Source organism: Tardiphaga sp. vice304 (assembly GCF_007018905.1).
Taxonomy (GTDB): domain Bacteria; phylum Pseudomonadota; class Alphaproteobacteria; order Rhizobiales; family Xanthobacteraceae; genus Tardiphaga.
On sequence record NZ_CP041402.1, the window covers coordinates 5,378,260 to 5,403,613 of the forward strand.

Annotated in this window: 25 protein-coding genes and 1 tRNA gene; 14 read left to right on the top strand and 12 right to left on the bottom strand. The window is 64.3% G+C overall.

Annotated features, from left to right (window positions below; translation table 11 throughout):
* Positions 1–31: 31 nt before the first annotated feature.
* The gene (locus FNL56_RS25665) at positions 32–667 is read right to left on the bottom strand and encodes a cysteine hydrolase family protein (RefSeq protein ID WP_143575649.1); all 636 of its coding nucleotides are present in this window, start codon (positions 665–667) and stop codon (positions 32–34) included.
* Positions 667–1,908: an alpha/beta hydrolase family protein gene (locus FNL56_RS25670; RefSeq protein ID WP_143575650.1), complete on the bottom strand. Its 1,242-nt coding sequence runs from the start codon at positions 1,906–1,908 to the stop codon at positions 667–669. The genes FNL56_RS25665 and FNL56_RS25670 overlap by 1 nt, the downstream gene beginning before the upstream one ends.
* A gap of 220 nt (positions 1,909–2,128) precedes the next feature.
* Here FNL56_RS25670 and FNL56_RS25675 point away from each other — a divergent pair, with 220 nt between their 5' ends.
* From FNL56_RS25675 to FNL56_RS25685, 3 genes are all read left to right on the top strand, one after another.
* Complete coding sequence (locus tag FNL56_RS25675) at positions 2,129–2,872, top strand: GntR family transcriptional regulator (RefSeq protein ID WP_143575651.1); 744 nt, start codon at positions 2,129–2,131, stop codon at positions 2,870–2,872.
* Between the two features lie 85 nt (positions 2,873–2,957).
* Entirely contained in the window at positions 2,958–4,139 is a 1,182-nt protein-coding gene (locus FNL56_RS25680; RefSeq protein WP_143575652.1) for a serine hydrolase domain-containing protein, read from the top strand.
* A gap of 177 nt (positions 4,140–4,316) precedes the next feature.
* Positions 4,317–5,642 (top strand): anaerobic C4-dicarboxylate transporter, encoded by a 1,326-nt coding sequence (locus tag FNL56_RS25685; RefSeq protein WP_143575653.1) that lies wholly within the window; start codon positions 4,317–4,319, stop codon positions 5,640–5,642.
* Between the two features lie 71 nt (positions 5,643–5,713).
* Here the strand turns inward: FNL56_RS25685 and FNL56_RS25690 are convergent, their stop codons facing one another.
* Entirely contained in the window at positions 5,714–6,016 is a 303-nt protein-coding gene (locus tag FNL56_RS25690; RefSeq protein ID WP_143579227.1) for a hypothetical protein, read from the bottom strand.
* Here FNL56_RS25690 and FNL56_RS25695 point away from each other — a divergent pair.
* Positions 5,997–7,192, top strand: a protein-coding gene (locus tag FNL56_RS25695; protein WP_441351235.1) for an IS3 family transposase whose coding sequence is annotated in 2 segments (ribosomal slippage) — positions 5,997–6,258 and positions 6,258–7,192 — 1,197 coding nt in all. Because the reading frame shifts where the segments join, the coding sequence is not laid out codon by codon here. The genes FNL56_RS25690 and FNL56_RS25695 overlap by 20 nt on opposite strands.
* Before the next feature lie 260 nt (positions 7,193–7,452).
* Complete coding sequence (locus FNL56_RS25700; protein ID WP_143575655.1) at positions 7,453–8,100, top strand: outer membrane protein; 648 nt, start codon at positions 7,453–7,455, stop codon at positions 8,098–8,100.
* Positions 8,101–8,263: 163 nt separating this feature from the next.
* On the opposite strand, the gene FNL56_RS25705 is transcribed toward FNL56_RS25700, so the two are convergent.
* A tRNA-Arg gene (locus tag FNL56_RS25705) sits at positions 8,264–8,340 on the bottom strand.
* A 75-nt stretch (positions 8,341–8,415) separates the two neighbouring features.
* Positions 8,416–9,885 (bottom strand): DHA2 family efflux MFS transporter permease subunit, encoded by a 1,470-nt coding sequence (locus FNL56_RS25710; RefSeq protein WP_143575656.1) that lies wholly within the window; start codon positions 9,883–9,885, stop codon positions 8,416–8,418.
* A gap of 192 nt (positions 9,886–10,077) precedes the next feature.
* On the opposite strand from FNL56_RS25710, the gene FNL56_RS25715 reads away from it, so the two are divergent.
* A complete protein-coding gene (locus FNL56_RS25715) occupies positions 10,078–10,683 on the top strand; it encodes a hypothetical protein (RefSeq protein WP_246660790.1) in 606 nt (201 codons plus the stop codon).
* 33 nt (positions 10,684–10,716) lie between these two features.
* On the opposite strand, the gene FNL56_RS25720 is transcribed toward FNL56_RS25715, so the two are convergent.
* Together FNL56_RS25720 and FNL56_RS29035 are read right to left on the bottom strand one after the other, a co-directional pair.
* A complete protein-coding gene (locus FNL56_RS25720; protein ID WP_143576374.1) occupies positions 10,717–11,121 on the bottom strand; it encodes a CAP domain-containing protein in 405 nt (134 codons plus the stop codon).
* Positions 11,122–11,340: 219 nt separating this feature from the next.
* A complete protein-coding gene (locus tag FNL56_RS29035; RefSeq protein WP_246660792.1) occupies positions 11,341–11,631 on the bottom strand; it encodes a hypothetical protein in 291 nt (96 codons plus the stop codon).
* A gap of 386 nt (positions 11,632–12,017) precedes the next feature.
* Between FNL56_RS29035 and FNL56_RS25730 the strand changes: the two genes are divergently transcribed.
* Positions 12,018–13,340: a TadE/TadG family type IV pilus assembly protein gene (locus tag FNL56_RS25730; RefSeq protein ID WP_143576375.1), complete on the top strand. Its 1,323-nt coding sequence runs from the start codon at positions 12,018–12,020 to the stop codon at positions 13,338–13,340.
* A gap of 91 nt (positions 13,341–13,431) precedes the next feature.
* On the opposite strand, the gene FNL56_RS25735 is transcribed toward FNL56_RS25730, so the two are convergent.
* A complete protein-coding gene (locus FNL56_RS25735; protein ID WP_143575657.1) occupies positions 13,432–14,430 on the bottom strand; it encodes a 2-dehydropantoate 2-reductase in 999 nt (332 codons plus the stop codon).
* 128 nt (positions 14,431–14,558) lie between these two features.
* Here FNL56_RS25735 and FNL56_RS25740 point away from each other — a divergent pair, with 128 nt between their 5' ends.
* Positions 14,559–15,194 (top strand): YidB family protein, encoded by a 636-nt coding sequence (locus tag FNL56_RS25740; RefSeq protein WP_143582451.1) that lies wholly within the window; start codon positions 14,559–14,561, stop codon positions 15,192–15,194.
* A gap of 30 nt (positions 15,195–15,224) precedes the next feature.
* On the top strand, positions 15,225–15,494 hold the full coding sequence (locus FNL56_RS25745) for a GlsB/YeaQ/YmgE family stress response membrane protein (protein ID WP_143575659.1): 270 nt from the start codon (positions 15,225–15,227) through the stop codon (positions 15,492–15,494).
* 57 nt (positions 15,495–15,551) lie between these two features.
* Here the strand turns inward: FNL56_RS25745 and FNL56_RS25750 are convergent, their stop codons facing one another.
* Positions 15,552–16,334 carry an SDR family NAD(P)-dependent oxidoreductase gene (locus FNL56_RS25750; protein ID WP_143575660.1) on the bottom strand — a complete coding sequence of 261 codons (783 nt, stop codon included), beginning with the start codon at positions 16,332–16,334 and terminating at the stop codon, positions 15,552–15,554.
* A 248-nt stretch (positions 16,335–16,582) separates the two neighbouring features.
* Here FNL56_RS25750 and FNL56_RS25755 point away from each other — a divergent pair, with 248 nt between their 5' ends.
* From FNL56_RS25755 to FNL56_RS25765, 3 genes are all read left to right on the top strand, one after another.
* Positions 16,583–17,650: an acyl-CoA dehydrogenase family protein gene (locus FNL56_RS25755; RefSeq protein WP_143575661.1), complete on the top strand. Its 1,068-nt coding sequence runs from the start codon at positions 16,583–16,585 to the stop codon at positions 17,648–17,650.
* A gap of 37 nt (positions 17,651–17,687) precedes the next feature.
* Positions 17,688–18,848 carry an acyl-CoA dehydrogenase family protein gene (locus tag FNL56_RS25760; protein WP_143575662.1) on the top strand — a complete coding sequence of 387 codons (1,161 nt, stop codon included), beginning with the start codon at positions 17,688–17,690 and terminating at the stop codon, positions 18,846–18,848.
* Positions 18,849–18,991: 143 nt separating this feature from the next.
* The gene (locus FNL56_RS25765) at positions 18,992–19,798 is read left to right on the top strand and encodes an enoyl-CoA hydratase/isomerase family protein (RefSeq protein ID WP_143575663.1); all 807 of its coding nucleotides are present in this window, start codon (positions 18,992–18,994) and stop codon (positions 19,796–19,798) included.
* Positions 19,799–19,921: 123 nt separating this feature from the next.
* Here the strand turns inward: FNL56_RS25765 and FNL56_RS25770 are convergent, their stop codons facing one another.
* From FNL56_RS25770 to FNL56_RS25780, 3 genes are all read right to left on the bottom strand, one after another.
* Entirely contained in the window at positions 19,922–20,683 is a 762-nt protein-coding gene (locus tag FNL56_RS25770; RefSeq protein ID WP_143575664.1) for a hypothetical protein, read from the bottom strand.
* A 1-nt stretch (position 20,684) separates the two neighbouring features.
* Entirely contained in the window at positions 20,685–21,473 is a 789-nt protein-coding gene (locus FNL56_RS25775) for an enoyl-CoA hydratase (RefSeq protein WP_143575665.1), read from the bottom strand.
* A 167-nt stretch (positions 21,474–21,640) separates the two neighbouring features.
* Positions 21,641–22,807 carry an ABC transporter substrate-binding protein gene (locus tag FNL56_RS25780; RefSeq protein ID WP_441351314.1) on the bottom strand — a complete coding sequence of 389 codons (1,167 nt, stop codon included), beginning with the start codon at positions 22,805–22,807 and terminating at the stop codon, positions 21,641–21,643.
* 243 nt (positions 22,808–23,050) lie between these two features.
* On the opposite strand from FNL56_RS25780, the gene FNL56_RS25785 reads away from it, so the two are divergent.
* Both FNL56_RS25785 and FNL56_RS25790 read left to right on the top strand, forming a co-directional pair.
* On the top strand, positions 23,051–23,809 hold the full coding sequence (locus tag FNL56_RS25785; RefSeq protein WP_210245439.1) for a thermonuclease family protein: 759 nt from the start codon (positions 23,051–23,053) through the stop codon (positions 23,807–23,809).
* A gap of 23 nt (positions 23,810–23,832) precedes the next feature.
* Entirely contained in the window at positions 23,833–25,329 is a 1,497-nt protein-coding gene (locus FNL56_RS25790; protein ID WP_143575667.1) for a M48 family metalloprotease, read from the top strand.
* The last annotated feature ends 25 nt before the right edge of the window (positions 25,330–25,354 follow it).

A 25,354-nucleotide genomic window follows, 5' to 3' on the forward strand; every position in this document is an offset into this window, starting at 1 on the left:
GGCTGGCCTTTCAGGTTGTTGCTGTTGATCGTCATGCCCTGAGCCCGTCGAGCTTCATCACCGCATCCGTGTCCATCACGAAGCCGAAGGCGGTGCGGATGCAGGCGAGGCCGGCTTCGTGCATCGCCGGACCATCCATGCTGTCGACGCAGTCCTCGACGACGATCACCGAATAATCGCGGACATTGGCGGAGGTCGTGGTCGCCAGCACGCAGGAATTGGTGTTCACGCCGGTAATCAGCAGCGTGTTGATGCCATGCGATTTCAGCAGGAAATCGAGGTCGGAGCCGAGGAAGCAGTCGTAGCGCTTCTTGGTGGAGACGATGAAGTCCCGGGGGTCCAGCAAATCCGGCATTACCGTGCAGCCGGGGCCGCCGATGATATTGTGCCGCATTACGTTCTTGCGCGTGGCGTTCGGATCTTCGGCGCGGGTGCGCCAGAACGGATTGGCACGGATCTCGGCCTCGTCGCGATACGACGTGACCTGGTGGATCACCGGGATATTCACCGTCCGGCACCAGTCGAACAGGCGCTTGTTGGCAGCAATAATCCGCACGGCCACGTCCGGCGTGGTCGGCATGGTCGCCACCGACATGTCGAGATGCCCGCGATGCAGGTCGATCGCGACGACGGCCGCCTTGATGATATCGACGCCCAGATTCATCATCACACCAGCGGGTTGAACGAGGTCTTCAGCAACGCACGCTGATCGATGCCGAACTTGTCGGCGAGCCAGTCGGCCAGCACTTCCTGGCCGATCGTCGGGTTGTCATGCTGGCAATGCTCGGCGCCGGTCTCGTCCGGCTCCAGCACGCGCAAGGTGGCATCGACGCCGTTGTCGATGGCGTGGTCGTAGGTCGAGCGCGCCGCGGTCACGGTCAGCACGTCGTGGCCGCCATGCAGCACGAGATAGGGCGCCTTCATGTGTTCGAGATGCCCTTCCAGCGTGAACGGCTTCATCAAGACGTGGGCTTCCTTCATGGTCCTGGCGCCGAACACCCAGCGGATGTGCATCGCCAGACCGAAATCATCGCCCTTCTGGCCCCACATGTCATGCACCGACCAGACCGCGCCGTGCGAGATCACCGCCGCGAGACGGTGTTCGTAGCAGCCGGCGCGCGCGGCATAGAAGCCACCCATGCTGGAGCCGCAGACGCCGATCTTCGAGGCATCGACATCGTCGCGCTTTTCCAGCCAGTCGATGCACTTGCCGACCGGCACTTCGGAATCGACGCGGGTGGCAAGGCCATGGCGGCGCAGCGTGCCGCCCTGGCCCGGCAGATCGACCATCAGCACCGAGATGCCGCGCTGCAGGCAGCCATGCGCCTGCATGAACCACATCTCGTCCTTGATGGAATCCAGGCCGCCCATGCAGATCAGCACCGGCAGCTTCTTGCCGGGGAACGGGGCGCGGATGAAATAGCCGCAGATCGGCTTGCCGTCCTCGTAAGGGATGTCGACGACTTCACCGGGCGGATTGAGATAGGAGATGAACTTGTGCGAGCAGGCCTCCATCTTCTCGAAGGTCGGCAGCCGGCGGGCATCGTCCGGCTCGAGATGGAATTCCGCCTGACGGTAGTAATCCGCGGCGCGCAAAAAGCAGTTCATCGCGGTGCGGATGTGACCGAGCTTTTCTTCCGCGAGGCCACGCTGCCAGTTGGCGTCGGCGATCACCATCCACTCGGTGTGCCAGCTTTCGAGATCGCCGGGGATCATGCGCGATCCCGCCAGCATCACTTCGGAAACGCTGCCGCCGCCTTCCTGCGTTTCGCCCAGGCCACGGCGAAACTGATAGGCGAGCCAGGGATGCTCCGGCCAGTGATGCCAGCCAAACGGCTCATAATGCGGCCCGCGATCGGCGGTGATTTCCTCGATGGCGCTTTCGCTGATCGGTTTTACGGTCGCCATGGGAAATATACCTCGCTATCGCTGGACCCCTGCATCATTGCCAATGGCCGGCGCGAGTCAACAGAAATTACATACACTTTTTCAACTGCTCATCATTTCCGCGACATGCCCGATTTATATACGGCAGATTTACGCATTAAAATGTGGATTTGTTGGCGACTGCATGATCGAATGTTTCCTTACGCTTTATAAGTGTATCCACTAAGCCAGAGCCCCGAACATGGCCGACATAGCCCCGCCACCCCCTTTCGAACCGGCCGCCTTGCGCGCCGGCAACCGCTCGCTATCGGTGATGGACGAGATCCGCGACGCGATCCTGAACGGCTCGGTGCATGCGGGCGAGCGCATCAACGAGGTCCGCTTCAGCAAGACGCTGGCGGTGTCGCGCACCCCGGTGCGCGCGGCGTTGCAGGCGCTGGCCGGCGAGGGCCTGCTCGACTACGCGCCGAACCGCGGCTTCACGGTGCGCGAATTCCCGCTCGACGCCATCGTCGATGCCTATGAGATCCGCGCGTCGCTGGAAGGCGTCGCCGCGCGCTTTGCCGCCGAGCGCGGACTGTCCGCCGAGGAACGCGCCGTGATCGAACGGAGCCTGGTCGCCGGCGATGCGTTGCTGGCGCCGGGCCACTTCGAGGCCGGCGCGATCTCCGTCTACCGCGGCATCAACGGCGATTTTCACGAGACGCTGCTGGCCGCGGCACGCAACCGCATGCTCGCCGAGATGATTCGCATCTGTCACCATGTCCCGATGTCGTCGAGCCGCAACATCGTCGCCTTCGAGCACCGCGACGTCCGCCGCCGCCATGATGACCACCACCGCATCTACGAGGCCATTCTGGCGCGCGAGCCCCATCGCGCCGAAATCCTGATGCGCGAGCACGTCGCGGGCGTGAAGGCGTCGCTGGTGAAATCCTTGACCGGGCGCGACGAACAGGCGGCCGGCGAGGCGTTGAAGTCCGGATGACGCGCTCCCGGCTTGCGTCGGCACGATCATAAGCCATAGTGCGCCCTCCTCTACCGGCACGGCAGGTAATCAGTTGAACAACCGCATGGCGCCTCACGGCGATTTCGACACCGCGACATCCCCCTCACCGGCCGAGCATCAGGACGCCATCGAAGCCATCGTCAGCAGCTATGCCGGCCGGCAGATGCCCTGCCTGCATCTGGAGACGTTTCGCAATCTCGGCTCGGCCTTCCCGGCGCGCACCATCCGAGCCGGCGCAACGACACGCCCGCTGAACTATTCCGCCGGCCCGCTGCCGGAATTTCCGATCCCGTCGGGCGGCGAGGTCTATGACATCTACGACTACGTCGCGCGCAACCGCATCGCCGGGTTGCTGGTGATGAAGGACGACGAGGTGCTGCTGGAGCATTACGACCTCGGCCTTACGCCCGCGACGCGGTGGCTGTCGATGTCGATGGCCAAATCGGTGGCCACCACACTGGTCGGCGCCGCCGTGCAGGACGGGCTGATCGATAGCATCGACGATCCGCTCACCAACTATCTGCCGCAACTCGCCGGCTCCGCCTATGAGGGAGTTTCGATCAAGGCCTTGATGCAGATGACCTCCGGGGTGCAATGGGACGACACCCAGACCAATCCGAACTCCGAGCGGCGCCACATGCTGCAACTGCAGATCGAGCAGCAGCCCGGCGCCATCATCGACTACATGGCCAACCGGCCGCGCATCGCGGCGCCCGGCACGGTGTGGAAATATTCGACCGGCGACACCCATCTGGTCGGCGCGCTGGTCCGCGCCGCCACCGGCAAGTGGCTGTCGGATTACCTGTCGAAAAAGATCTGGTCGAAGCTCGGCATGGAGGCCGACGCCGCGTGGTGGCTGGAGGCCAAGGACGGACTCGAGATCGCCGGCAGCGGGATGTTCGCCACCATGCGCGACTATGCCCGCTTCGGTCGCTTCATCCTCGGCGACGGTACCATCGATGGCGAGCGGGTGCTGCCGGAAGGCTGGATGAAGGAGGCTGGCGCGTCCCGTCAGGTCGGCGGCGCGCGGCTGGACTACGGCTACATGTGGTGGCCGGTGCCGGCACCCGACGGCTCGCTGGACGACGGCGCCTACAGCGCGCGCGGCATCTTCGGCCAGTTCATCTATATCAACCCGAAGCACAACATCATCAGCGTAGTGCTGAGCGCGCGGTCGAAGCCGAAATTTTCCGAAAGCGTCCTCGATAACGATTTCTGGAATGCCGCGGTCGCCGCCTTGCGCTGACCGGTCGGCGAAGCACATCAAGGGATGCATGTGCCGTCCCTTGATGTGCATCAATCGTCGCGCCGTCGATTGCGGCAATAGTGATCAGGCTCAGGGGGCCTTCAGATTTTACCGACCGCGGTCGGATAACGATAACACGACGTTCCTCCCGGATGAGCCACGCGAAGGGTGCGAACGATGTTTCAGTTCTGGATACAGTTCTTTCTGGTGCTCGGGGCCATCCTGATCGGCATCCGCCGCGGCAGCATCGCGTTGGGAATGCTCGGCGGTCTCGGCGTCGCCGTCCTCACCATCGGTTTCCACAATCCGCCGGCCAGCCCGCCGATCGACGTCATGCTCATCATCCTCGCGGTGGTGACCGCCTCCGCTACGCTGCAGGTCGCCGGCGGCCTCGACTGGATGGTTCAGCGCACCGAACGCCTGCTGCGCGCGCATCCGACGCGCATCACCATCCTCGCGCCGCTCTGCACGTTTTTCCTGACCATGTGCGTCGGTACCGGGCACGCGGTCTATTCGCTGCTGCCGGTGATCGCGGACGTCTCGCTGAAGACCAGGATCCGGCCGGAGCGGCCGATGGGCGTCGCTTCGGTCGCGTCGCAGATGGGCATCACCGCCTCGCCGGTCGCCGCAGCGGTCACCAGCTTCATGGCGCTGTCGGCCAAGAACAATGACCCCGCAACCCTGATCCAGATTCTCAGCATCACCATCCCCGCCGGCCTGATCGGCGTGCTGATGGCTGCGCTGTGGAGCATGAACCGCGGCAAGGAACTCGATCAGGACCCGATCTTCCAGGAACGCCTGAAGGATCCCGAATTCCGCGCCTCGCTCGAGCAGGACGTCACCACGCTGGGCAAGGAACTGCCGGGCACGGCGGCGCTGTCGGTGTGTCTGTTCTTCGGCGGCATCCTGACGGTGATCATCCTGGCGCTGTTTCCGGTGCTGTTGCCGCACTATAACGGGAGGATGCTGCCGCTCACCACCGTGGTGCAGATCATCATGATGAGCGCCGGCGCCCTGATCCTGTTCAGCTGCAATGTGAAGTCGGCGGATGTCGGCAAGTCCAGCGTCTTCAATGCCGGCATGACCGCGGTGATCGCGATCTTCGGCATCGCCTGGATGAGCGACTGCTTCGTCACCGGCAACCAGGAATTCCTGATCCGCAACATCAAGGAGATGGTGCAATACGCGCCATGGACCTTCGCGCTGGCGATGTTCGCCGTCTCCGCCTTCGTGAAGAGCCAGGCGGCGGTGCTGGTGATCATGATGCCGTTCGGCTATACGCTCGGCCTGTCAACGCACCAGATGCTCGCCGTGATCCCGTCCTGCTATGCCTATTTCTTCTTCTGCTTCTATCCGTCCGACCTCGCCTCGATCAGCATGGACCGTACCGGCACGACGCATATCGGCTCCTATCTGCTCAACCACAGCTTCATGATTCCGGGCCTGATCGGCGTCTCGGTATCCACCGTGGTGGCCTATACCCTGTCGACGATATTGTTCTGACAAAGCATGGATCTGCGCGTAGCGGAGAATGCAACTGAGGATTCCGGTACGACGGCTGGCAATGCGATCTGCTAGCGCCGGCGTTTCTCCAGCTCCTCCACGGCGTCCAGCGCCGCGTGCATCATGGCGTCCTGCGTACAGTCGCTCGCGCGCACATGCGCGATAATGCTGGTAGCAATGAACGCGCTGGTCGCGTGCGTACGCAGATCCGTTGGCAGACCGCCGTACGCATGATCGAAGCTCTCGCTGAGAAGCTGATCGTCGCCGCCGATATCCGGCGTTTCTTCCGATTGACCTGAGCCCCTGAACTTCCGCCAAAAATGGGTAGAATCCGTCACCTGAAGGGAGACGGAGATGAAGCAGTCGAGGTTCACGGAAGAGCGGATCATCGCGATCCTGCGGGAGCACGAGGCAGGCTCAAAGACCGGGGACGTTTGTCGCAAGCACGGGATCAGCAGCGCGACGTTCTACAAATGGAAGGCGAAGTATGGTGGGCTCGATGTGTCGGAGGCCCGCCGCCTGAAGGTTCTGACCGACGAGAATGCCAAGCTAAAAAAGCTGCTGGCCGAAGCGATGCTCGACAACGCCATGTTGAAGGATCTCAATTCAAAAAAATGATGACGCCCGTCGCGAAGCGACAAGCTGTGGCTCACCTTTGTTCAAGTTTTGAGGTCAGCCAGCGGCGGGCGTGTGCGGTCATCGGAGCGGATCGAACCTCGGTACGCTATCGCAGCGTGCGGCCCGACGATGTTGTCATTCGCGCGAGGTTGCGCGAACTGGCCAATATCAGACGGCGGTTTGGCTACCGTCGCCTGCTCCTACTGTTGCGCATCGATGGCGTTTCGATCAATCACAAGAAGCTGCGGCGTCTGTACGCCGAGGAGCGGCTTCAGGTTCGACGGCGTGGTGGTCGCAAGAAAGCGCTGGGAACAAGGGCTCCGATGACGTTGCCCCAAGGTCCCAACCATCGCTGGTCGCTCGACTTTGTCAGCGACACGCTGACCGACAGCCGGCGCTTCCGCATGCTGGCCGTGGTGGACGACTTCACCCGCGAGTGCATCGCATTGGTTGCCGATACGTCGCTCTCGGGCACAAGGGTCGGCCGAGAGCTCGATGCGGTGATCGCCCGGCGTGGTCCCCCGCTAACGATCGTCAGCGATAACGGTACCGAATTTACCAGCATGGCCATCTTGCGATGGTCACAGCAGACCAGGATCGAATGGCACTACATCGCACCAGGCAAGCCGCAGCAGAACGCATTCGTAGAAAGCTTCAATGGGCGCCTGCGCGACGAACTCCTGAACGAGACGTTGTTCTCGTCCCTCAACCATGCCCGCGAAGTCCTTGCTGAATGGCAGGACGACTACAACACCGTCCGCCCTCACAGCGCGATCGGCAATCTTCCACCGGCTACCTATGCCAAGCTCCACGCGTCCGACATGCAACGGGACGGACCGCATGAGCTGATTTGGGGCTCCGCGCCCCGTCCCGTTGCATCACCGAGCCACACAGGCTCAAATGATCAAAGGATTCTTCCCATCGCTGGATGAAGCTTGGGGCTCAGGTCACGATACCAAGCTCATGGTTGGTATCTTCCTTCATCCCGACAACGCAGCGTTCTTTCGGCGCCGTAAAAGTCGATCATGCCCTTTGTTCCAATCGCACGGCATCTCAAATGAGGCGCCATTGTGGATTCGGAACTCATCGGCAGTTGCTGACTGTTGCAGAGTGGAGACAGTAATCCATGCGCAATCGTCTAGGTTCGCGTCAGATGCAGCCATCCACCGGGGATGGCCTCAAGGAACCCACAATGAAAAAGTTTTTGCTCGCTTCCGCCGCTTTCATCGCTCTGGCCGCTCCGGCTTCGGCCGCTGACCTCGCCGCCCGTCCCTACACCAAGGCACCGGCGATGGCCGCAGCGCCGATCTACAACTGGACCGCTTTCTACATCGGCGGTCACGTCGGCGGGGGCTTCCCGGGCAACAACAACCTGGTCGGCGGCAGCAATGACGGCACGTTCATGGGCGGCGCCCAGGTCGGCTACGACATGCAGTTCTCCCCGAACTGGGTGTTCGGTGTGGAAGCCAACTACTCCTGGCTCGACACTTCGAGCAGCTTTGCCAACCGTGGCCTCGGTTCGGTGACCGGCCGTCTCGGCTACACCTGGGGTGGTCCGGCCCTGCTGTACGTCAAGGGCGGTTACGCCTGGGCTGACTCGCGCTTCACCAACGGCTTCTCGGGCAACGGCGGCCGTGATGGCTACACCGTCGGCGGCGGTCTGGAATATCTGTTCACCCAGAACTGGTCGGGCAAGATCGAATACCAGTATTATGACTTCGGCAACGTGACCGCGCTGCAGCCCGGCCTCGCGGCTGTCGGCTTCAAGAACGACGAGCACACCGTCAAGGCCGGCCTGAACTACCGCTTCAACCTCGGCAGCCTGGGCGGCGGCTTCTAAGCTCCGACCCCTTCCAGAACGCGAAAGGCCCGCAGCAATGCGGGCCTTTTTCTTTGCCGTATCGTCACGGGCGGGTCCCGACCGCCCCGGGCATACGTCAAACCGCCTGCGCGTGATGCGCCGGCGCTGCGGCCTGCGGCGTCGAGGTTTTCAATGAACTGGCTGGCGATCCCGGCATGACTCGAACATGCGACCTACGGTTTAGGAAACCGTCGCTCTATCCGGCTGAGCTACGGGACCGCAACACCCGCAATCGATGCGGGGCTTGACCCGATCCATACCAGAGCATCGCGCGGGTCGCTAGTGCGGCCGGCGTCAGCGCGCAACCTTGCCCTGCGGCCGGGACACGTGGTCGCCGGCATCACGCGACAGCCGCAAGGCGTCAATAATGCCGAGGAGCGCGACCAGCCCCACCACCAGGAAGGCCAGCCGGAACGAGGCCGCCGGCACCTGCGCAAGGCCGAGCTGCGGCGCGGCCCAGTCGCCGAGCCGCAGCGCCACCGCACCCAGCGCAATGCCAATCCCCATCGCCAGCTGGAAAACGGTGCTGAACAACGTGTTGGCATCGCTCATCTGCGGCTGCGGGATGTCGGCGAAGGCGACCGTGTTGAGCGCCGTGAACTGCATCGAGCGCGTCATGCCGCCGGCAAACAGCAGCGTGGCGATCAGCCAGACCGGGGTGGCAGGCGTCAGGAGCGCCAGACAGGCCAGCAACACAGCGTTGAGCAAGCCGTTGCCGATCAGCACGGTGCGAAAGCCGAATCGCCGCAGCACCGGCGTGGTCAGCGGCTTCATCAGGAGGTTGCCGGCAAACACGGCCAGCACCAGCATGCCGGCCTGAAACGCATCGAGGCCGAAGCCGACCTGAAATAGCAACGGCAGCAGGAAGGGCACCGCGCCCGTCGACATCCGGAACAGCGAGCCGCCCCAGATCGTGACGGCGAAGGTCGGCACCCGCAAGACCGACAGCGTCAGCATCGGATGCGCGGCGCGACGCATATGCACCACCCCGGCGGCGAGCAGCAACGCGCCCGCCAGCAGCGGCATCAGCACCTCGCGCCATTGCATGTGGGGCCGGCTCACCACCTCGACCGCCCACAAGATGCCGAGCAGCCCACCACTGGTCAGCGCGAAGCCGAGCCAGTCGAACGGCCGCGGTTGGCGCGCGCGCTCGTTGGGGATCAGCCACAGCGCGGCGGCGAGAGCGAGGGCGCCGAGCGGCAGATTGAGATAGAAGATCCAGCGCCATGACGCATAGGTCGTGATGAAACCGCCGAGCGGCGGGCCAAGCACCGGCGCGACCAGTGCGGGCCAGGTCAGGATCGCGATCGCGTTGATCATGCGCTCCTTCGGCGTGCCGCGCAGCACCACCAGGCGACCGACCGGCACCATCATGGCGCCGCCGATGCCCTGCAGCACCCGCATCGCGATGAACGCGCCCAGCGAATCCGCCAGGCCGCACAGCAGCGAGGCCCCGGTGAACACCGCGATGGCTGCGGCGAACACCGTGCGCGCGCCGATCCGGTCGGCGACCCAGCCGCTGATCGGGATCAGCACGCCGAGCGTCAGCAGATAGGCGCTGACGCCGAGATTGAGGTCGACGGGCGCCACCCCAAAATCATGCGCCATGGCGGGCACCGCCGTGGTGATGATGGTACCGTCGAGATTTTCCATGAAGAACGCCGCGGCCACCAGCAACGCGATCGATACTTCGCGCGCCCGCGTCGGTGCAGGGCCGGGATTATGGGCGGAGGCGTCGGTCAGTGCGGGCAAGGTCGCGTCCATGATGCGCGACCGGCGTCGCGAGATCCCGTGTATGCCGCAGCGAAGGCCGGCAAGGCAATGCCGGCGCCGGGCGGCGCGGCGCATGGCGACCATGCGGGTGGTGTGGATTGGCGGGACGACGGCCGTCTATTGCATTGATAAAGGCCGCCGGACGGATGAATATTGCCGTGCAACAGGGATGGAGCGGGCTCGATGGCGGTACCCGGCCAATTCATATGTCTGACCGTGATGACGCTCGGCCTGTCCGCGCTGACGCCGACCTGCGCGCTGGCGCAGTGGTGGACCGCGGCGCCCGCCGACTTCGAGGAATGCGCCGAGCGCGCCGGGCGCTCGGCTACCAAGGACAGGGCCACGCTGCTATCGGCCTGTGACGGCCAGTTCGCCGGACGGCGCAAGCCCGGCGTCGGGTACACCTATTTCGATTTCATGCAGAACCGCAGCTTCGATATCGCCGGCCCCAATCCGACGGCCGCGGAGCTCAAGGCCATCGACGAGCACTATACCTCGTATCTCGAGCAGCAGCGCCGCAGCGTAATCGCCGCAGCCTTTGCCACGAAGCAGCGCGAGGAGCAGCAGGCAGCGCTGCAACCGCCAGCCGCCGCCCCGGCGTCATCGACAGTGCCGCCGCCGAAAGACATCCGGCCGGTCGCCACCGTCCGGCCGAAACCGCGCGTCAAGCAGCCGGACTGTGCCGATCCGCTGGCCTGCGGCTGGTCGAAACTGTCGAGCGGGCTGAGCGACATCAAGAAGGCGCTGTTCGGCCCGCCGCCGAAAACCCGTCGCACGCGAGAGAGCTAGCACCTATCCGCAAGCACGGCCGCGCTGGCGGCCTCAGTCGGTGATCACCAACGCCCAGAACATCCGGTACGGCGACTTCGGATTGGCGACATAGGCCACGCCGACCTTCCTGGCGCCCGGCATCAGCAAATTCGCGCGGTGGCCGGCGCTGTCCTGCCACTGCTTCAGCGTCTCGGGGAAAGTGGTGGAGCCCGCCGCGATGTTTTCAGCAGCCCTGGACTTGCGCAGGGGGGCGATGCGCTTTGGAAACGGGCCACCAACCTCGTGGCTGACCTTGCCGCTTTCGGACATCGCCATCGCCTGATACTGCGCGACCGCATCGAGCTTGCCGTCCGGCGTCACCGCGGAAAGGCCATGTGCCCGGCGAAAGGCGCTGATCTGGCCGGCATAATCCGCTGCCTGCACAGGCGCGATCTGGATCAAAACAAGAACAAGCATTACCGCAGTCTCCCGCAGGTTGCGAATTGTCATGTGATACATCCGTCGGCGGCGGGGGGACGAGGTGACAGCTATAGAAACAGGCGATCGTGGCGCTGCCGCTTCGCAGCACATGCCCCGCCATGCGAGGGCGGCATCCGCCTCTCGCCACGAGCGATATCTCTGCAGTTCGCCTGAAGCGCAACTGCGCTCCAGGCGATGATATCCGGTCGCTAGACCTTACTTCTTGGCCTTCTTCGCCTTGGCGGTCTTCACGGTCTTCTTGGCTGCCTTGGCCGACTTCGCGACCTTGGTGGTCTTGGCAACCTTCGTCACCTTGGCCTTGCGGCGGCGATGACCGAGCGGGATACCGAGCTTGATGGCCTTCTGGCGCAGCGAACCGCCGGTACGCTTCATCGCCTTGGAGATCTTCACCAGCGGCGTCTGGGCCTTGGAGTGCTCCTTCAGCGTCTTGACGTCTTCCTTGGTGTATTCGCGACGCACGAGTTTTTTCTTTGCAGCCTTGGCCATAATAGCTCCGATTCTTAAGTTGAGGTCTTCGATCAGCACACGCAATGCGGATGCATTAAAGGATCAAACGACAGTTTCAGGGCGCGAACGCATCGACCACCGCCAAATCACGCAGCTATCTATACTAAAGAAGTACAGAATGACATAGCCCTTGATGTCACATCGCGATGTACTGAATTGCTCTTGTTTTGTTCTCACTCGCATCCACAGGAAGCGAATGCTAGTTCGGCGAATGATGAGTCCGCGGGCATTTACGGCTTGTTTACTTCAACGCGGGGCAGCCGTTTGCGTAGTTGATTTCGTTGAGTTTCGACAATCGGATTAAGCGATATTTAGGCGGAGAATGTTACCAGTGAGGTCTTTATCAGCATGGGATCTTCCAGGTGTTGACCAGATTTCTCGACCTGCTGGCTCGTTTTCGACACGCCAAAAGCGGCAATGTTGCGACTATCTTCGCCGTTGCGCTGGTGCCGCTGATCGCCTTTATCGGCTGCGCGATTGATTACAGCCGCACCGTGGAGATCCGCGGCAAGATGCAGGCGGCGATCGATGCGGCCAGCGTCGGCTCGGTCGCCCGGAGCTCGCCGGGGTTTATTGCCGCAGGTGCAATGACCACCGACGGCGCCATCCCCGCCGGCGTCACCGACGCTACCAACATCTTCAACGGCAACATGTCGGGCCGCAACGGCTACACGTTGACCGGCTTTTCGGCCGACGTACAGAAAATCGCCGGAAAGGTGGTTTCGACGGTGCAGTACTCAGCAACCGTGCCGACCACTTTCACATCGATCATCGGCTGGAGCCGGCTGGCGATCTCGGGGACGTCGACATCTGCGGCGTCGATGCCGGCCTATATTGATTTCTATTTGTTGCTGGACAACTCGCCATCGATGGGCGTCGGCGCAACGCCTGCCGATGTCGCCAAGATGGTCGCTAATACATCGGACCAATGCGCCTTTGCCTGCCATGACAAGCTGAACAGCAACAGTTACTACAATCTCGCCAAGACGCTCGGCGTGACCACCCGGATCGACGTGTTGCGCACCGCGACTGAAGATCTGATGAGAACGGCCAAGCAGACCGCGACCTATAACAGCCAGTTCAGGATGGCGATCTACGACTTCGGCGCCTCGGCACAGACCGCGGGTCTTCGCGCCCTGTTTGCACTGTCGGCAAATCTCGACAACGCCAAGACCGAGGCCGGCAAGATCGACCTGATGTCGGTCAACGGCCAGAATGACAACAACGATCAGGATACGCCCTACACCACGGCATTGGCTGCGCTGAACAGTGAGATCACCAATCCCGGTGCCGGAACCGCCGCCGCACCGCAGAAATACGTGTTCTTCGTATCCGACGGCGTCGCCGACGAGTACAATCCGGGCGGCTGCAAAAAGCCCACGAACGGGGGGCGCTGCCAGTCGCCTATCAACCCCGCTCTCTGCAAGACGCTGACGGACCGCGGTATCAAGGTGGCGGTGCTGTACACCACCTATCTCGCCCTGCCGACCAACGGCTGGTACAATGCCTGGATCGACCCGTTCAATGCCGGACCTTATGGTCCCTCCCCGAACAGCGAGATCGCCATCAATATGAAGAGCTGCGCCTCGCCCGGCTTCTATTTCGAAGTCAGCCCGACGCAAGGCATCGCCCAGGCGATGAGTGCGCTGTTCGAAAAAGCCATTGCCGACGCCCGCATCCGCAGCTAGTGCTCATACTCTGCTAGGCGTGCCGGAAATTGATACGGCGCTCGCGCGCTCCACGTGTCGTCCCCGCGAAAGCGCGGACGACAAACAGAAACTATCCCCTTGTTTCCCTCGCCGTGAGCCCCGGCGAACCGCGGCCGGCGACCTCGGCGGCCTTGACCAGCGCCACTATGCGCTGCGCCAGCGGCGCCTTCAATCCATGTTGCGCGGCGGTGCGCAGGATCACCCCCTGCAGATAATCGACCTCGGTGCGGCGACGGCGCTCGAGATCCTCCCACATCGAGGAGCGCGCGTGCGGATCGATCTGCATGGTGCGACCGAGCAGCAGCCTGAACAGGCCATCGGGCAGCCGCAGCAGAAGCGGCGTCAGCGCCATCGGCAATGGCGTCGGTGAGACCGGGCGGATGCCCGCCGCCCGGATCGCGGCGAGCCCTTCTGCCATCTGGTCGGCAAACAGCCTGCGCCATTCGCGCTGCGCCAACTGTTCGCGCAGCGGCAGGCCGGACAGCGCATTGAGCGCATTGTTGAGATTAAGCACCAGCTTGCCCCATTGCACACCGGCGATATCGTCGGTCGCACGGACGGGCAGGTCCGCTACCGACAATGCCTGCGCGGTGCCGGCGTCGTCGCGTGCCACGACGATGTCGCCCGAGGTGGCGCGATGCATGCGGCCTTCCCCCATGGCCACGACGTTGAACGGCACCATCCCGCCCAGCACGCGATGCCGCGGCAATATGGTCTGCAGCGCATCGACATTGCCGATGCCGTTCTGCAGGCTGACGATCACCGCATCTTCCGGCGCATATCGCGCAATCAGTTCGGCGATTTCCGGGCTGTCGGCGCTCTTGACGGTGACCAGGATGACCGCTGCGTCGCGCAGGATGGCGGGATCGTCGGACAACAGCATCCCGGCAGCCGGCATCTTCCGGTCGAGCCCGTCGAAGGAAGTCAGTCGCAGGCCGTGGCGGCTGACCTCTTCGATCACGCGCGCCCGCGCCAGCAGCGTGACCTCGCGACCGCCGGCGGCCAGCATGCCGCCGACAAAGCAGCCGATGCTTCCGGCGCCGGCAATTCCAATCGGCCGCTGTGTCATCGCTGTCTCCCGGATCATTGATAGCAGTAAAATTCCGCGCCGCCAGCCGCCGATGGAACCCGTTTGGCTTGAAGGCGTCATACCGCACCGCTATGTTCGTTTCCGGGCTGGCACCACAGGAGATTGCGATGGGTTTGCTCGATATTCTCAACGGCATGCAGAACGGCCCGCGCGGCCCCAGCGATCCCAACGACAAGAGCGGCGGCATGTCGCCGATGACGGTGGCGATCCTCGCGCTGCTGGCCTACAAAGGCTACAAGCATTTCAACGGGACTCACCCGGGCAAGGTCCAGCAGGCGCCTTCGCCGACGCCGATGCCGGCCCCCAACACCATGCAGGCTGATAGCGGCGGCCTCGGCGGCATGCTTGGCAGCATCTTCGGCGGTCAGAGCAATCATCCGGGACAGGCCGGCGGCGCGCAGGGCGGCGGTCTCGGTGGCCTGCTCGGCGGGCTGCTGGCCGGCGGCGCGGCCGGCTCGGTGTTGTCGGGCGGCCTCGGCGATCTGCTCAAGCAATTCCAGCAGAACGGCCACGGGGAAGTGGCGGACTCCTGGGTCAGCCCCGGCCCCAACAAACAAATTGCGCCGAACGATCTCGCCGAAGCCCTCGGTGCAGATCAGATCGACCAGCTGACCTCGCGCACCGGCCTGTCGCGCGAGCAACTGCTGCAGGACCTCAGCCAGGAATTGCCAGACGCCGTCGATGATTTCACGCCAAACGGCCGTGTGCCGACGGAGGATGAAGCCGCCTCGCGCTGGGTTTAATCCCACTTCATTTACGCAAAGGATATTGCAATGCTCTGGATACTCTTGATCGGCTTCGTCGCCGGCATCATCGCCCGAATGCTTTCGCCGGGCCCGAACAACCCCAGCGGATTCATCCTGACCACCGTGCTCGGCATCGCCGGCGCGTTTCTCGCGACCTTCATCGGCCAGCAGATCGGTCACTACGGCCCCAACCAGGGCGCCGGCTTCATCACCGCCACGCTCGGCGCGCTGGTGGTGTTGTTCATCTGGAACAGGCTGGTCGCCAGCCGGATGATTTCGGATCCCGGCCAGCGCTGATCCGCGCATACAAAGCCCCGGAGGTTATGCCTCCGGGGCTTTTTTACGTCTGCGGGTTCACGACAGATGCATGCCCGCATCCATCCGCACCACTTCGCCCGTCATGTTGCTCGACGGCGAGGTGGCAAGGAAGCAGATTAGGCTGGCGATGTCCTCGGCCGTGGACGCCAGCTTCAGTGGCGTTTTGGCGATCACCGCATCGCGCACCTTGGCGGCGGCATCGGCACCACGCCCCTTGGTGAACCACGGCGTATCGATATAGCCGGGACATACCGTATTGACGCGGATCGACGGCGCCAGCGCGCGCGCCAGTGACAGCGTCATGGTATTCAGCGCGCCCTTGCTGGCGGCATAGGCCACCGACGAACCGCTGCCGGCGAGGCCGGCGATCGACGAGACGTTGACGACCGCGGACGCCCGGCACGACGCCGTAGCGCCGGCCTGGAGCAGCGACCGCGCCGCGCGCACCATCTGATACGGACCGATCGTGTTGACGCCAAAGATCCACTGGAAGTCCGCAGCAGAAAGCCCATCCAGGTCGTCATGCGGTACGTGCTTGGTGACGCCGGCATTGTTGACCAGCGCATCGATGCGGCCCCACGGCGCCGCGGCGGCGATGATCTTCTTGCAATCCTCATCCTTCGAGACGTCGCCCTGCACCACAACGACTTCCGCAGCGCCCAGGCTGCGGCAATGCTCGGCAGTGGCCATCGCTTCCTTTTCGCTCGACGAATAATTGATCACCAGGCGCGCGCCGTCCTTCGCCAGGATCGCGGCTGTCGCGGCCCCCAGACCTGACGCCGACCCCGTAATCACCACGCACAAACCATCCTTCGACATGCATTCCCCCTGATCGTATTGATCTTGATTGCCGCCGCAGCATAGTTGCCGGCACCAATGATGCAAATTGCCGTCGCTGCCGCTGCGCGGAATAACCGAAGGCGACCGCATGTCCCCACCGCAGGCCGCCCTGCGGGGAGCAACGCTTGTCACGGCCGGTGCTTTTCCGCATCATGATCGCAACAACAGGGGTCGCACCGGTGCCGGCATTTCGCCGCACGAGATGTGCGCTTGCAGTGAGGAACGCGGTGACGGAGACGGATAATATCGTTGTCGAGACCGCAGAGCGAATTTTCGCCGATCTCGCCGGCGCGCAGACCATCAACAAGAGCACCGACGGCAAATGGAAGGTCGCGCTGTGGCAGGCGCTGGCCGAATCCGGGTTGCCGCTGTCCTGGGTGCCGGAGGACTGCGACGGCTCCGGCGCCAGCATGGCCGAGGGTTTTGCCGTGATCGGCGCCGCCGGCCGCGCCGGCCTTTCCGTGCCGCTCGCTGAAACCATGCTGGCCGGCTGGTGGCTGTCGCAGGCGAAGATCGCCTCGCCCGAAGGGATGATGACGGTCGCACCGACCAACCCGAAGGACAGCCTGACGCTGAACGCCGACGGCACCATCAGCGGCCGTGCCCGCAGCGTGCCGTTCGCGTCGCAGGTCCAGCATATCGCCGTCATCGCCAGTGGGACTGGTGGCGCCTCGATCGCGCTGCTCGAGGCCGGCGCCTGCCGCATCGAGCAGGGCCTCAATCTTGCGAACGATCCGTCGGATATCGTCACCTTCGACCGCGTCAGGCCGCTGTCGATCGCGGCTGCCCCTGCCGGTATCGACGCCCGGTCGCTGCAACTGATGGGCGCGCTGCTGCGCAGCCTGCAGATCTCGGGCGCGATGGAGAGCATGCTCGACATCAGCGTGACCTATGCCGGCGAGCGCGTCGCCTTCGAGAAGAAGATCTCGAAATTCCAGGCGGTGCAGCACAATTTGGCAAGGCTCGCCGGCGAAACCTCGGCCGCGCTGGCCGCGGCGTCCTCCGCGGCCGAAGCGCTGTCCCATGATGGCGCCGCCTTCGACGATGCGATCCTTCTCGAAGTGGCCGCCGCCAAGATCCGCTGCGGCGAGGCGGCCGAAAAAGGCGCGGCGATCGCGCATCAGGTATTCGGCGCGATCGGCTTCACGCAGGAGCACATCCTGCACCGCTTCACGCTGCGCGCGCTGGCCTGGCGCGACGATTTCGGATCCGAGAGTTTCTGGGCGGTCGAACTCGGCCGCATGGTCGCCGCGCGCGGCGCCGACGAATTGTGGCCGCTGGTCGCCTCGCGGTGAACCCGCTCAACCAGACTTCTGAACAAGCGAGATTGTCATGACTGCCGCCCTTCGTTTCGATCCGATCCGCCTGCCCGACGAATGCGAGGTGCTGCGCCGCGAAGTCCGCGCCTTCCTCGCCGAGGAAATCGCCGCCGGCACCTTCGACCCGCACAAGCCCTTGCGCGAAGACGCCGACGCGCCGGAATTCTCGCGCCGTGTCGGCCAACGCGGCTGGCTCGGCATGACCTGGCCGAAGCAATATGGCGGGCACGAGCGCAGCTATCTCGAACGCTACGTCGTGACCGAGGAGATGCGCGTGGCGAACGCGCCGGTGCGGCGCTTCTTCGTCGCCGACCGGCAGAGCGGCCCGGTGCTGCTGAAATACGCGCCCGAGCATATCAAGATGGATATCCTGCCGCGGATCTGCCGCGGCGAGGTGTGCTTCTCGATCGGCATGAGCGAGCCCAATTCCGGCTCCGACCTGTTCGCCGCGAAAACAAAAGCCACCAAGACGGACGGCGGCTGGCTGATCAACGGCAGCAAGATCTGGACGACGTCGGCCCACATGGCCGACTACATGATCGCGATCTTCCGCACCTCGCCCTCGACCAAGGAAAATCGCCGCCACGGCCTGACGCAGTTTCTCGTCGACATGAAGAAGCCGGGCATCAAGGTCAACCCGATCGGGCAGATTACCGGTCAGACCGAATTCAACGAAGTGGTGTTCACCGACCATTTCGTGCCGGACGACCACATGCTCGGCGAGCTCGACGGCGCCTGGAAACAGGCGACGAGCGAACTCGCCTTCGAGCGTTCCGGGCCGGAGCGCTTTCTCGAGACCTATTATGTGCTGACCGAGCTGGTTCGTACCATCGGCGCACATCCCGACACGCGCAGCGCCGAAGGCATCGGCCGGCTGGTGGCGCAGTTGCACACCATGCGGCGGATGTCGGTGTCGGTGGCCGGCATGCTGCAGGCCGGCAAAGAGCCGGTGGTGGAAGCCTCGATCGTCAAGGACATCGGAACGATCTGGGAGCAGCAATTGCCGCACCGCGTCCGCGAACTCGCGGCCTTCGCCGATGCCGACCACACCAACCACGCCACGCTCGACGAGATGCTGACCTTCGCGATCCGCACTGCGCCGAAGCTGACCATCCAGGGCGGCACCACCGAAGTCCTGCGCGGCATCATCGCGCGCGGGCTGGGGCTGCGCTGACCCACCACTGTCGTTCCGGGGCGCTAGGGCGACGCCCGAGCGAACCCGGAACCTCGAACTAATGAAAACACATCGGGATTCCGGGTTCGCGGCCGGCTGACGCCGCCCGCGCCCCGGAATGACAATTCACAACGAGGACTCCCATGACCACCTATAAAGACATCGCCGTCGAGACCCGCGGCCACATCGCGATCATCGAGATCCGCAAGCCGCCGTTCAACTTCTTCGACATCATGCTGATCCAGCAGATCGCCAACGCGCTTGACGAGATCGATGCCGATCCGGAGATCCGCGCCACCGTGTTGTGCGCGCAGGGCAAGGCGTTCTGCGCCGGCGCGGATTTCAGCGATCCGAACCGCAAGGAAACCGAGGCGGCGGCCAAGAGCGGCGACCCCGCCGACAATCTCGGCTCGATCGGCCATCTCTATATGGAAGCCGTGCGGATCTTTCGGGCGAAGAAGCCGATCGTTGCCGCCGTGCAGGGGGCTGCGATCGGTGGCGGTCTGGGCCTCGCGGTCTCCGCGGACTTCCGCGTTGCCTGCCCGGAAGCGCGCTTTGCCGCGAACTTCACAAAACTCGGCTTCCATCCCGGCTTCGGCTTGACCGTGGCGCTGCCGGAGATCGTCGGCAAGAACAACGCCGAGCTGATGTTCTACACCAGCCGCCGCGTCGGCGGCGAGGAAGCGCTGAAGATGGGCCTCGTCAACGTGCTGGTCCCACTGGCCGAGGTGCGCGACGCCGCGATCAAGCTGGCGGAAGAGATCGCCGAGAACTCGCCGCTCGGCCTGCTGTCGACCCGCGCCACGATGAAAGGTGACCTAGCCGACCGCGTCGCCAAAGCCACCGAACACGAGTTGGCCGAACAGACCCGGCTGCGCGCGACCGACGACTTCAAGGAAGGCGTCAAGGCGACGGAAGAACGACGCGTGGCCAATTTCAAGGGCAGGTAGTTCGTAGCCCGGATGAAGTCGCCGGGCCGCGCCGGCGGTACGGCGACGAAATCCGGGAAAAGCGCCAGCAGCGATAGGCCGGTCCCGGATTGCGCTTCGCTTCATCCGGGCTACGCTCGGCTCCTACCCAGCGATATGAAACGTCACCCCACTCAGCAGAAAGTTCTCGCCGCCGCACGGGCAGCCGCGGGTGCGCGCGGCGTCGATGACCTGCGCCACATCGCGCACTTTGAACGTCAGCCCGGTCAACGCCTCATTGCCACCCGGCATGAAACGCAGATACGCATTCGGCAGCACGATCTGCGGCGCGTCGTGCTCGCCGCGGCTGACATCGACTCCGATGATCCTGCTCCAGTGCCGTGCGAGATCTTCTGGATCAGGGCTCTGCAATTCGACGCCCAGCAAGGCCAGCGTGGTGTCGGTGCGGATCGAACGCGGCCAATCCGGCCCCGCCGGCGGATAGACGCCGAAAATATTGTCGCTGCCTTCGGTATGGTTGAACTCGATGAAGGCGGCGCGGCAGTCGCGCGGATGCAGCTGGACGCCGCGATACGGCGCGTGCTCGATCACATTGGCAATCCGCACGCCGATCTGCTGCGCGTGGCGACCGAGCTCGTCCGGATCGTCACAGGAGAAGATCGCCATGTAGCCGCCGAAGCCGCGGCTCTTATCGAGAAAGCGCCCGGCGGCGGTGCCGTCCTGCGTCGGCGCGACGACCTCGAGCAGCGTGCTGTCGACCGGCAGCAGCGCATTCTCCAGGCCGTATTTCGCGACCCCGGGATCGCGGTAGCAGACCTCCAGGCCCATGATCGCGGCGATATCGCCGACCACCGGTTCGAGATGCGGCGCCACCAGACAGACCTGCCGAAGCCGCATCTCGCCCATGTCAGTGTCCCTGAAATACCGGTTTGCGTTTTTCGACGAAGGCGGAGGCCGCCTCCTTGTGGTCGGCGGTGTCGCTGCAGCGGGTGTGATGGATCGCCTCGGCGTCGAAACACGCCTCCAGCGTCATCGTCTCCGCATTGTTGATGTTGCTCTTGATGTAGCCGAGCGTGATCGACGGCCCTTGCGCCAGCGACATCGCCAGATCGTGCGCGGCCTTCTCGACCTCGGCGTCAGCGACCACCTTGCTGACCATGCCGAGCGCCAGTGCCTCCTGCGCCGTCAGCACCGGCGACAGCAGGTACAATTCGCGCGCCTTGGCGCTGCCGAGCATCTGCGTCAGGAAGTAGGTGCCGCCGTAGTCGCCGGAGAAGCCGACCTTGGCGAAGGCCGTGGTGATCTTCACCGAGGCCGAGGCGACGCGCAGGTCGCAGGACAATGCGATCGACAGCCCGGCGCCCGCCGCGGCGCCGTCGAGCTGCGCCACCACCGGCTTCGGCATCTGGTGCAGGAGTCGCGACACTTCCATGCCGCGGCGCAGATTGGCGCGCTTGGCCTCGAACGGCAGCGGCGCGTGGCCGGCGGCCATCGACTTGACGTCGCCGCCGACGCAGAACGTGCCGCCGGCGCCCTTCAGCAGCACCGCGCGCACCGCATGGTCCTCCGCCGCCCGCCGCGCCGCCGCCACCAGCCCCTGCGTCAGTTCGACATTCAGCGCATTGCGCCGGTCCGGCCGGTTCATGGTGATGGTCAGCAGGCCGTTGTCGAGCGATTGCAGTACGAGGTCGGTCATAAGGAAGTCCTGTGGGTTACTGTCGGTGTCGTTCCGAGGCGCAAGCAGCGCGAGCTGCGAGCGAACCCGGAACCTCGGCATGGGACGATGAACATCTCGGGATTCCGGGTCTGCGCTTTAGTCGGCTTCGCCGACGCAAGCACATCCCGGAATGACGATCTCTACTCCTACTTCTTCACCAGCGGGCAGCGCGAGGCCTCTAACGGCTGGAAGGCCTGGTCGCCGGGGACGGTGGCGAGCAGCTTGTAGTCGTCCCAGCGCCCCTTCGATTCCGACGGCTTCTTGACCTCGAACAGATACATGTCGTGCACCATGCGGCCGTCCTCGCGGATCTTGCCGTTCTTGGCGAACATATCGTTGATCGGCGTCTCCTTCATCAGCTTCATCACCGCGGCGGCGTCGGTGGTGCCGGCGGCCTTGACGGCTTTCAGGTAGTGGCCGACCGACGAATAAACACCGGCCTGCGCCGAGGTCGGCACGCGCTTGGTGCGCGCCTGGAAGCGCTTGGTGAATTCTCGGGTGCCGTCGTTGAGATCCCAGTAGAACGCCTCCGCCAGGATCAGGCCCTGCGCGGTCTCCAGACCGACGCTGTCGATGTCGGAGATGAAGGCCAGCAGCGGCGACAGCTTCTGGCCGCCGCTCTTGGTGAGGCCGAATTCGGCGGCCTGCTTGATGGCGTTGATGGTGTCGCCGCCGGCATTGGCGAGGCCCACTACCTTGGCCTTCGAGCTCTGCGCCTGCAGCAGGAACGAGGAGAAGTCCGAGGTATTGAGCGGATGCTTGACGCCGCCGACTACCTTGCCACCGGCCTTCTGCACCACCGCCGTGGTGTCGCGCTCGAGGTCCTGGCCGAAGGCGTAGTCGGCGGTGAGGAAGTACCAGGAGTCGAGCCCCTGCTTCACCGTGGCGAGGCCGGTGACGTTGGCCTGCGCGTAGGTATCGAACACGTAGTGCACAGTGTACGGCCCGCAGGCCTCGTTGCTGAGCCGGATCGAGCCCGGTCCGTTGAATATGATGATCTTGTTGCGAGCGCGCGCGATTTCGCTGGCGGCGAGCGCCGTCGCCGACGCCGCGACATCGATGATCGCCTCGACGCCCTGATTGTCCAGCATGTCGCGCGCGATGTTGGCGGAGAGGTCCGCCTTGTTGAGATGATCGGCGGCGACGATCTCGATCTTGCGGCCCAGCACTTCGCCGCCGAAATCTTCCACCGCCATCTTGGCTGCGGTTTCCGAGCCCGGCCCGGTGATGTCGGCATAGAGCCCGGACATGTCGAGAATCGCGCCGAGCTTCAACGGCTTGGTCTGCGCCATCGCGGCGCTTGCGGAAAACATAAAGGTCGAAGCCAGCAGTGCTGAAATAAGTCTCGTCAAGTTATCCTCCCTGTGGACCCGCGGTTTGCTGCGCGATGTCCGTGATTGTTCTCGCGATCATGCCGCAAGCGCTTTGCAGCGGCAAGCAGCACGGCGATATCGGGCGCATCAGGCCGGCATTGTGCCGCCTAGCGGAATGAAATGTTGCTATCATCGCGACGTAGTTGACGACGCGTGGCAGGGGCACGGATGCGTGCAGCGAAGATGAGAGTGAGTCGCGCCATGGTGGCGGCGATACTGGGTCTCGCCGCCACCGGTCCGGCGCACGCGACCGGCTGCCGGTTCGCCCCGCAGGGGGAAGGCCGCGTCGCGGAGGTGATCGACGTCAGAACGTTTCGGCTGCAGGATGGTCGCGAAGTTCGACTATTGGGCATTGAGCCCGCGGATACGACCGACGCCGCCGCGGCGCTGGCCGGGCTGATAGCCGGTCGCAGCGTCACGCTGCACGGCGAGACCGACGCGCCGGACCGTTACGGCCGACAGCCGGCCTTCGCATTTCTCGACGGCGCCACCCCTTCAGTGCAGAGCGAGTTGCTGGCGCAGGGCACTGCCTTGGCCTCCCTCGCCGTCTCGGACAAGGACTGCGCCGCGGACCTCACCGCGGCGGAGGCCGCGGCGCGCCGGGCGAGGGTCGGCCTTTGGGGTCAAGCGGGCGTCATAAAAAGCGCGGAAAGTCCGGGCGATATTCGGGCCGATGTCGGGCGCTTCCGGCTGGTCGAAGGCCGGGTGCTGTCGGTTCGCACCGCAGGCGGCATGACCTACCTCAATTTTGGCCGGAACTGGACACAGGACTTTGCCGTGACTATTTCAAGGCGCATGATGGTCACGCTGGAGGGCGCGGGTATTTCGCCGAAGTCCTTCGAAAGACGGCGGATTCGGGTTCGCGGCTTCATCGAGCGGCGGGGCGGGCCACGGATCGAGGTAGTCCGGGTCGGGCAGATCGAAGTGGTCGGGGACAAATAGGCCACAGGGCAGGAAGAAGCGACGTGACGGGTAAGGGACGGCAAACCAGTCTGAGCCGCCGCCGTTGGGCTGCGCCGGTTTTGCTGTGCCTGTCGTTTGCCTTGTCCGCCTGCGGCGACGTCAGCCGCTTCGAGACCGCGTCGAAGCCGTTCAGCCCGGGCAAGCCGGCCGCCCCGCCGGCGAAACCGGCCGTGGTGCAGACCCCGGCTGGCGAGAAGGAGCATGAGCGGATTCTCGCCTCCTATGGCGGCTCCTATGATGACCCCCGGCTGGAGGCGCTGATCGGCAAGACCGTCGATCGGCTGGTCGCGGCGTCCGAGCGGCCCGATCTGGCCTACAAGGTCACCATCCTGAATTCCGGCGCGGTCAACGCCTTCGCGCTGCCGTCCGGCCAGCTCTATGTCACGCGCGGCCTGATCGCACTGGCGTCCGACACGTCCGAACTGTCCTCGGTGCTGTCGCACGAGATGGCGCATGTGCTGGCCCGCCACGCCTCGATCCGCGAGGAGCAGGCCCGCCAGGCCGCGGTGGTGACGCGCGTCGTCACCGAGATGGGCTCTGACCCCGATTTGAGCGCGCTCGCTCTGGCAAAATCCAAGCTGACAATGGCAAGCTTCTCGCGGGCGCAGGAATTCGAGGCCGACGGCATCGGCGTCGGCATTTCCGCGCGCGCGCATTTCGATCCGTTCGGCGCAGCGCGATTCCTTACCGCGATGGAGCGCAACGCCGCGATGAAGGCCGGCCGCACCCCGCTCGATCCGCGCGCGCAGGACTTCCTGTCCTCGCATCCGGCGACGCCGGAGCGGGTGCAAAATGCGCAGGCCAATGCGCGGCAATATTCGACGCCGGAAGGCGGCGAGCGCGACCGCGAGACCTATCTCGCCGCGATCGACAACATCGTCTATGGCGAGGATCCCAGCGAAGGCTTCGTCCGCGGCCGCCGATTCCTGCATCCGAAACTCGGCTTCACCTTCCAGGCGCCGGAATCCTTCACGCTCGACAATACCGCGCAGGCGGTGATCGGCGTGCGCGAGGGCGGCAACCAGGCGATGCGTTTCGACGTGGTGCGGGTGCCGTCCGAGCAGTCATTGTCCGACTATCTCAATTCCGGCTGGATGGAGAATGTCGACAGGAGTTCGACCGAAGAACTGACCATCAACGGCTTTCCCGCCGCGTCGGCGAATGCGCAGGGCGACCAGTGGCAGTTCAAGGTCTACGCGCTGCGCTTCGGCAGCGACGTCTACCGCTTCATCTTTGCCGCCAAGCAGAAGGGCAATGAGAGCGAGCGCAACGCGCGAGACACCGTCAACTCGTTCCGCCGCCTGACGCTGGCCGAGATCCAGGCAGCGCGCCCGCTGCGCATCAAGGTGGTCACGGTGCAGCCGGGCGACACCGTGGAGTCGATGGCCCACCGCATGACCGGCGTCGACCGCCCGGTGGAGCGTTTTCGCGTCCTCAACGGGCTCGACAACAACGCCAGCATCAAGGCGCGCGAGCGCGTGAAGATCGTGGTGGATTGAGGCGTAGCCCGGATGACAATCCGGG

What these genes read in the sequence shown, in the direction of transcription:
- FNL56_RS25665 (WP_143575649.1), bottom strand. Translation starts at nt 667, where the DNA reads ATGATGAATCTGGGCGTCGATATCATCAAGGCGGCCGTCGTCGCGATC.
- FNL56_RS25670 (WP_143575650.1), bottom strand. Translation starts at nt 1,908, where the DNA reads ATGGCGACCGTAAAACCGATCAGCGAAAGCGCCATCGAGGAAATCACC.
- FNL56_RS25675 (WP_143575651.1), top strand. Translation starts at nt 2,129, where the DNA reads ATGGCCGACATAGCCCCGCCACCCCCTTTCGAACCGGCCGCCTTGCGC.
- FNL56_RS25680 (WP_143575652.1), top strand. Translation starts at nt 2,958, where the DNA reads ATGGCGCCTCACGGCGATTTCGACACCGCGACATCCCCCTCACCGGCC.
- FNL56_RS25685 (WP_143575653.1), top strand. Translation starts at nt 4,317, where the DNA reads ATGTTTCAGTTCTGGATACAGTTCTTTCTGGTGCTCGGGGCCATCCTG.
- FNL56_RS25700 (WP_143575655.1), top strand. Translation starts at nt 7,453, where the DNA reads ATGAAAAAGTTTTTGCTCGCTTCCGCCGCTTTCATCGCTCTGGCCGCT.
- FNL56_RS25710 (WP_143575656.1), bottom strand. Translation starts at nt 9,885, where the DNA reads ATGGACGCGACCTTGCCCGCACTGACCGACGCCTCCGCCCATAATCCC.
- FNL56_RS25715 (WP_246660790.1), top strand. Translation starts at nt 10,078, where the DNA reads ATGGCGGTACCCGGCCAATTCATATGTCTGACCGTGATGACGCTCGGC.
- FNL56_RS25720 (WP_143576374.1), bottom strand. Translation starts at nt 11,121, where the DNA reads ATGCTTGTTCTTGTTTTGATCCAGATCGCGCCTGTGCAGGCAGCGGAT.
- FNL56_RS29035 (WP_246660792.1), bottom strand. Translation starts at nt 11,631, where the DNA reads ATGGCCAAGGCTGCAAAGAAAAAACTCGTGCGTCGCGAATACACCAAG.
- FNL56_RS25735 (WP_143575657.1), bottom strand. Translation starts at nt 14,430, where the DNA reads ATGACACAGCGGCCGATTGGAATTGCCGGCGCCGGAAGCATCGGCTGC.
- FNL56_RS25740 (WP_143582451.1), top strand. Translation starts at nt 14,559, where the DNA reads ATGGGTTTGCTCGATATTCTCAACGGCATGCAGAACGGCCCGCGCGGC.
- FNL56_RS25745 (WP_143575659.1), top strand. Translation starts at nt 15,225, where the DNA reads ATGCTCTGGATACTCTTGATCGGCTTCGTCGCCGGCATCATCGCCCGA.
- FNL56_RS25750 (WP_143575660.1), bottom strand. Translation starts at nt 16,334, where the DNA reads ATGTCGAAGGATGGTTTGTGCGTGGTGATTACGGGGTCGGCGTCAGGT.
- FNL56_RS25760 (WP_143575662.1), top strand. Translation starts at nt 17,688, where the DNA reads ATGACTGCCGCCCTTCGTTTCGATCCGATCCGCCTGCCCGACGAATGC.
- FNL56_RS25765 (WP_143575663.1), top strand. Translation starts at nt 18,992, where the DNA reads ATGACCACCTATAAAGACATCGCCGTCGAGACCCGCGGCCACATCGCG.
- FNL56_RS25770 (WP_143575664.1), bottom strand. Translation starts at nt 20,683, where the DNA reads ATGGGCGAGATGCGGCTTCGGCAGGTCTGTCTGGTGGCGCCGCATCTC.
- FNL56_RS25775 (WP_143575665.1), bottom strand. Translation starts at nt 21,473, where the DNA reads ATGACCGACCTCGTACTGCAATCGCTCGACAACGGCCTGCTGACCATC.
- FNL56_RS25780 (WP_441351314.1), bottom strand. Translation starts at nt 22,807, where the DNA reads ATGTTTTCCGCAAGCGCCGCGATGGCGCAGACCAAGCCGTTGAAGCTC.
- FNL56_RS25785 (WP_210245439.1), top strand. Translation starts at nt 23,051, where the DNA reads ATGAGAGTGAGTCGCGCCATGGTGGCGGCGATACTGGGTCTCGCCGCC.